We start from the raw sequence: 5,355 nt of genomic DNA, 5'->3' as shown, positions 1-5,355 counted from the left end.
GGTGGGTTGGGCGGCGGCCAGGGCCCGCACGAGCGGCAGGGTGGGCAGGGCCGGTAGGGCCGCGGTGGCCGCCACGCGGTGAACGGCGGGGTCGGCATCATCCCAGGCCAGCACGAGCAAAATGGGGGGGGGGAGGGAGCATGGCGGGCGCGGGCAGGGAAATAGGGCGGGTGGGCAAAGATGGGGACCGACCGGGCCACAGGCAAGCACTATGCGTTGGCCGAGCGAATTATCAGGTCTGCCGAATTTGACGAATTTTTTGCCGCCCGCGCCAAAGCCCCGCTTTATCTTGCGGGCATAAACAACGTGCCGACCGCCTTGGTCGGCATTTTTTGAGTCCCCGCACCCTATTCGACCCCACTATTATCCGTTATGAATCCATCAGTCCAGGAGAATAATTACATGGTTAACGACCTGGCGGCCACGGCCCACCAGGACCATATGGCCGGCCACGTGCGCCGCGCCGAGGAACTGGCCCCCGGCCGCTACCTGTTCAGCTGCGACAACGGTGTGCGCCTGGCGCTGTCCGTCGTCAACGACAAAGTGCTGCGCTTTCGCTACCTCACCGACGGCCCGCTGCTGCCCGATTTTTCGTACGCCGTGCCGGCCGACGCAGGGGCCCCGGCGCCCACGTTTTTGGAATTTGTTGAGAAAGCCGACCACTACCGCCTCACCACCGCCCGCCTCATTTGCACGGTACAGAAGGAGGGCCTGCGCACCCGCGTGCTCGACCGCTCGGGCACGGTGCTGAGCGACGACGAAAAGGGGTTTCATTGGCAGTACGACGACGAAACCGGCAACGACATCGTGAAGATGAGTAAGCAGGTGCCCCCCGGCGTGCACTACTACGGCCTCGGCGACAAGCCCGCCAACATGAACCTGCGCGGCCACCGCTTCACCAACTGGGGCTCCGATACCTACGGCTACACCAAGGGCTCCGACCCGCTCTACAAGAACATCCCCTTCTACCACGTGCTGCACCAGAAAATTGCCCACGGCATTTTCTTCGACAACACGTTCCGCAGCTACTTCGACTTCGCCGCCGAGCGCGCCGACGTCACTAGCTTCTGGGCCAACGGCGGCGAGCTGAACTACTACTTCATCTACGGCCCCACGCTGCTGGAGGTGGCCCAAGAGTACACGATGCTCACGGGCCCCGCCGAGCTGCCCCCGCTCTGGACGCTGGGCTACCACCAGTGCAAGTGGAGCTACTACCCCGAGGCCAACGTGCGGGAAATTGCCCAGGGCCTGCGCGAGCGCCAAATTCCGTGCGATGCCATCTACCTCGACATCGACTATATGGACGGCTACCGGTGCTTCACCTGGCACCCCACGCACTTCCCCGAGCCCCAGCGCCTGGTGCAGGATCTGGCCGCCGACGGCTTCAAAACCGTGGTCATCATCGACCCCGGCATCAAAATAGACCCCGGCTACTCCGTGTATAACGAGGGCCGGGCCAACGACTATTTCTGCCGCCGCGCCGACGGGCCCCTGATGAAGGGCACCGTGTGGCCCGGCCTCTGCAACTTCCCCGACTACACCAAGCCGCAGGTGCGCGAGTGGTGGGCGGGCCTATTTGAGGGCCTTATTAAGGACGTGGGCGTGGCCGGCGTGTGGAACGACATGAACGAGCCGGCGGTGTTCGAGAAGGGCACCTTCCCGGCCGACGTGCGCTTCGACTACGACGGCCAGTCGGCCTCGCACCTCAAGGCCCACAACATCTACGGCATGCAGATGGCCCGCGCCACCAACGAGGGTGTGAAGCGCTTTGCCTACCCCAAGCGGCCCTTCACCATCACGCGCAGCACCTACGCCGGTGGCCAGCGCTACTCCTCGGGCTGGACCGGCGACAACATCGCCTCGTGGGAACACCTGTGGCTGGCCAACATCCAGTGCCAGCGCCTGAGCATCAGCGGGTTCAGCTTCATTGGGAGCGACATTGGCGGGTTTATTGATACGCCCGACGGCGAGCTGTACGCCCGCTGGATTGCCCTGGGGGCCTTCCACCCGTTCTTCCGCACCCACAGCAGTGGCGACCACGGCGACCAGGAACCCTGGAGCTTCGGCGAGCCCTACACCAGCCTGGCGCGCCACTTCATCGAGCTGCGCTACCGCCTGCTGCCCTACATGTACACCGCGTTCTGGCAGTACGCCACGCACGGCACGCCCATGCTGCGCCCGCTCACCTTCCTCGACCAGAACGACCCCGAAACCTACCTGCGCATGGCCGAGTTCAGCCTCGGCGACAACCTGCTCGTGTGCCCTGTTACGGCCCCGGGGGCCGATGGCCGCTGGATGTACCTGCCCCGCGGCGACTGGTACTACTACTGGACCGATGGCCTCCAGGCCGGCGGCAGCGAGGTGTGGGCCAGCGCCGACCTCACCCGCATCCCGCTCTTCGTGAAGGCCGGGGCCGTGGTGCCCATGCAGCCCGTGCTGCAATACGTGGGCGAAAAAGTGGTGGACGAGCTCACGCTGCACGTGTACTACAAAAACGGCACCGCCGAGAGCTGCCTTTACGACGACGGCGGCGAGGGCTACGCCTACCAGGAGCAGGGCCAGCAAACCGTGCGCCGCTTCACGGCCACCGGTACAGCCACCGACTTGGTGCTCGCCCAGGCCATTGAGGGCCCCTACCAGCCCGCCTACGCCACCTACCGCGTAGTGCTGCACGGCCTGCCCCTCATCGCCACCGGGGCCCTGGTCGACGGCCAGCCCGCCGAGCTGCTGTCCATCGAGCTCGAAACCGGCCTGACGCTGCCCGGCTTCATCGTCGGCACCGGCTTCGGCGAGCTGCGCGTGGCCCTGGCCGCCCCCGCTCCGGAAGTTTCTGCGCCGCCGGCCGCGTAGGTTCTCCTTCTTAGTCAAAAGCCCCCGCGGTGGCCGGTTCACGCCGGCGCCGTGGGGGCTTTTTGGTGGTAGGGTGGGGGCCCTAGCGCGTGCCCCTGATGATCTGCCCGTCGGAAGTGACGGCGAAACCTACGGCCGGCGTCGGGAAATCCAGGCTGTTGATGCTGGCCGGGTACTGCGAATTAGGCGTTGTGTGGTACTGCTCCTGCCAGCTGAGGCCCCCGTCGGCGGAGTAGAAAATGCTTGCGCCGTTGGTGAAGTAGCCTTCCTGCTCGTTGAAAAAATGTCCCCGGCCGGAAGCGGGCAGCTGGTCGTTCACGAGCTGCCAGGTGGTGCCGCCGTCCCGCGTTTTGTACAGGTGCTGGTCGGGAAAAGTGGCCGTGAAGCCCACCGCGGGGCTCACGAACGACAGGGAATTGATGTACTGGTGGTCCCAGGGCAGCGCTTGCCAGGTGGCGCCGCCGTCGGTGGTTTTGGCCAAGCTGCCGTTGCTGAATATCCCGCCCGCAAAGCCACCGCCTACGTAGCCCCCGGCCGCGTACCCGGCGGTGGGCCCCGGAAACTGCACCCAGTCCCAATTGCCCGCCGCGGGGTTGAATACCGTGCGCCACGACGCGCCGCCGTCGGTGGTGCGCTGGATCCAGTTGTTTTTAAACGACAGCCCCGTTTGATCGTCGAAAAAGTGCAGGCGGAAGCTGCCCAAAAAGCCACTGCCGGGCAGCAGTTGCCACGTGGTGCCGCCGTCGGTGCTTTTGTACACGGCCTGGCCGCTGGCGGGCGTGCTGGGGGCCCCCACGGCTCCCGCCACGGGGTCGACGCCCACGGCGAACACCAGCTGCTCCGTTACCGGGGCCAGCGTGCGGAAGCCGTTCAGGGTCATGGGGTACAGGTTTTGGCGCGTCCAGGTCGCGCCCCCATCCCGGGTGGTTAGCAACGGGCTGTACTGGTACCGGTCGGCCACGTAGCCGCCAATCACCCAGCCCACCTGCGCCGAGGCGAAGCGCGCTTCGGAGAAACCGGCCAGCGCCGGCGCGCCGTAGGGCAGCGGCCGCCAAGCGGCGTTGTCGGGGTGCGGGTCGGTGCCGCGGCTGCAAGCAGTAGCCAAGCCCAGCAGAGCCGGCAGTAAAGCGTAGCGGAGGCGCATAGGAAGACGGCTGAGGTGGAGCGTATTAAGCAGAGCCGCAGCACGTCAGATGGGTTGCACGCGCCCGCCGTGCCTTAACTAAAAAGGCGTCCTTTCGGACGCCTTTTTTGCCAATTTTCTTAAGTCCTTAAGCTGGAGGCCTTAAAAGGACTGTGAAATTCACTCCACCAGCAGCTTCTTCGTAATCAAGCCCTTGTCGGTGAACAGCTGCAAGGTGTACACGCCCGCAGCTAGGCCAGCCAGGTCGAGGGTGCGGGCGGCGGTGCCCGCGGTGGGGGCCCCCTCGCGGCGCACGGTGCGGCCGGCGGCGTCCACTACGGCCAGGGGGGCGGCCAGCAGGGCGGCCGGGGCGCGGAGCACGTAGCGCCCGCCCGGGCTGGGGTTGGGGGCCACGGTGAGGGCGGCGGCCAGGGCCGCGTCGCGGGTGGCGGTGGCCGTGCCAGTGAAGGCCACGTCGTCGACCTGGAACACAGTGCCCGCCGTGCCGCCCGTGGGGGCCCCAGTCGAAACGTCAACCAGGCCCGAGCCGAAGCTGATGTGCACCGAATCGGGCGCGGCCGACGAGGCGTAGACGAGCGGCACCTGGGCCAGTGCGTAGGCCGCCGCGACGGTGCTGAACGTTTGGGCACCCGCGGCCACCACCACCGACTGGCCGCCCACGGTGCGCGTGAGCGATACTTCCACAAAAGCCCTGTCGGCGGCCGCAGTGGGCTGGGGCCCCGTGAGCTTGTAGTAGAACTGGAGCATGGCCGGCCGGCCGGTGAAGGGCAGGCCGGCGGGTGCGGCGGCGGTGAGGGGCCCCAGCTTGGTGCCCAGCGTCACCCCGCCCGGAACGACGCCCAGCAGCGTGGCTTTGGTTTCGAGCCGCAGGGCGTAGGTGCCGCCGTGGGCGTCGGTGGTTTTCGTGAAGGTACCAGTGGGGAAGCGCGTGAGCAGGGCCGCGATAACGTCGTCCACAGTCAGCCAGCCGGTGGGCGCATCGGTGCCGCTGCGGGCGGCCCAGGTGTCGAAGCCGCCGTTGGCTACGGCCTGGGCGCGGGCCGGGGCCCCGGCGGCAAAGAGTAGCCCAGCGGCCAGGGCAGTGCGGAGAAGTTTTTTCATAGGATGCTAGCAAGAAAACGGAGGATTCAGCAAAGCTACGCATAGCGCTGATTGCTCTATATTCTAGCAAGTTAATATTTGCCTGGCACGGTAAATTTTTAGGGGCCCCAGCGGCTCATACCTAACTTGGGCAGCATGAAGAACCATTGGCTTGGGGGCCCGGGGCCCGGGTAGCAGCCGTGCTGCTGGCGCTGCTGGCGGGAGCCCTCGCGCCCGCGCGCCGGGCCAGGGCCTGGGCACCGCTGCGCCAGCTGCTGCGC

General features: G+C 66.6%; 3 protein-coding genes. 1 reads left to right on the top strand and 2 read right to left on the bottom strand.

The window, feature by feature from the left end; genetic code table 11:
* The first annotated feature begins 372 nt into the window (after positions 1-372).
* Complete coding sequence (locus BEN49_RS10815) at positions 373-2,850, top strand: glycoside hydrolase family 31 protein (RefSeq protein WP_204376089.1); 2,478 nt, start codon at positions 373-375, stop codon at positions 2,848-2,850.
* A gap of 82 nt (positions 2,851-2,932) precedes the next feature.
* Here the strand turns inward: BEN49_RS10815 and BEN49_RS10810 are convergent, their stop codons facing one another.
* Together BEN49_RS10810 and BEN49_RS10805 are read right to left on the bottom strand one after the other, a co-directional pair.
* Positions 2,933-3,994: a WD40/YVTN/BNR-like repeat-containing protein gene (locus tag BEN49_RS10810; RefSeq protein ID WP_070743172.1), complete on the bottom strand. Its 1,062-nt coding sequence runs from the start codon at positions 3,992-3,994 to the stop codon at positions 2,933-2,935.
* A gap of 159 nt (positions 3,995-4,153) precedes the next feature.
* Complete coding sequence (locus tag BEN49_RS10805) at positions 4,154-5,095, bottom strand: T9SS type A sorting domain-containing protein (RefSeq protein WP_070743169.1); 942 nt, start codon at positions 5,093-5,095, stop codon at positions 4,154-4,156.
* Positions 5,096-5,355: the final 260 nt, after the last annotated feature.

This window comes from Hymenobacter coccineus (genome assembly GCF_001816125.1).
Classification (GTDB): domain Bacteria; phylum Bacteroidota; class Bacteroidia; order Cytophagales; family Hymenobacteraceae; genus Hymenobacter; species Hymenobacter coccineus.
Note: the sequence above shows the minus strand (reverse complement) of the source record. Positions and strands in the feature narration are given on the sequence as shown.

What these genes read in the sequence shown, in the direction of transcription:
- BEN49_RS10815 (WP_204376089.1), top strand. Translation starts at nt 373, where the DNA reads ATGAATCCATCAGTCCAGGAGAATAATTACATGGTTAACGACCTGGCG.
- BEN49_RS10810 (WP_070743172.1), bottom strand. Translation starts at nt 3,994, where the DNA reads ATGCGCCTCCGCTACGCTTTACTGCCGGCTCTGCTGGGCTTGGCTACT.
- BEN49_RS10805 (WP_070743169.1), bottom strand. Translation starts at nt 5,095, where the DNA reads ATGAAAAAACTTCTCCGCACTGCCCTGGCCGCTGGGCTACTCTTTGCC.